This window comes from Thalassotalea mangrovi, from assembly GCF_005116735.1.
GTDB lineage: Bacteria > Pseudomonadota > Gammaproteobacteria > Enterobacterales > Alteromonadaceae > Thalassotalea_A > Thalassotalea_A mangrovi.
Genome location: NZ_SWDB01000061.1, coordinates 1 through 900 on the forward strand (window position 1 = coordinate 1; position 900 = coordinate 900).

The 900-nt window shown below is 39.7% G+C and carries 1 protein-coding gene; it reads left to right on the forward strand.

The annotated features are described in order from the left end of the window. Positions 1–876 (forward strand): hypothetical protein (locus E8M12_RS16235; protein WP_136737318.1); only part of this gene is annotated, 876 nt, incomplete at its 5' end. Positions 877–900: the final 24 nt, after the last annotated feature.

The window sequence follows — 900 nt, forward strand, 5'->3', positions numbered from 1 at the left end:
GTCGATCGAATCATAAATCACCCAGAATTATCACAGTTTATATCGGTTGCATTTATTAGTCAGTTAAAGGCCACCATCGGAGAGGGTTTAGATATTAATGTAAAAGGCACGCTAAACCGCAGGGGAAAGGGTATCAGAAGGCCTAAAGGCGTATTTTTTAGATACATGGAATCTCCATTTGTCAATACAAAGGTCACTGCATTCTTCTCTTATCTTCGAGATTATAATAAAATTGCCTCAGAATATCACAATAATACTAAATTCATTCTCACGTTTTCATGTCAAGCATATTGGGCATCTGGCCCAAACTTCTCCGCCTTGAAGAATGTTATTAGGTGCTCCATAATTCATGAATACATTTCTAAGTTTGTGGAAAGAGAACAGGATAAAGGTCATATAGGAGATCAGGAGCTACCGCCTGAAGAGGACCCTTCTCGTGAACTAAACAATGTACAACATGAAGTCAATAGTTTAACGGAACAAGATGCGGAGGCGGATGAAGGATTGTGGGGTGAAATAGATTCATTATGTGAAAAATGGCAGTCTGAAGCGGAAGATCAAACTGAGGCGGAGATAATAGCCGACAGGATAATTGGAAATAGCCAGAGGATGGCGAACCTCAAAATTCGTCGTACAAAGTTCAAAAGTGTCTTGTATCATATACTAAAGGAACTAATTCAATCTCAGGGAACCGTAAAGGTTTATCGCGGTAGTAGTTTTTCACACGATTCGATAAAGATAAGCTTACATTATGAAGAGCAGCATATTACAGCCGTATGGGTCTACTTGACAGTAAAATTTGAAGAGCATTGGAAGCCTGTTGATGTAGAGGTCGAGTTTAGATGCAAGTTCAAGGAGCGAAAGGTGGATGGGTAGGTTATATAGGGATATAGCACAGAG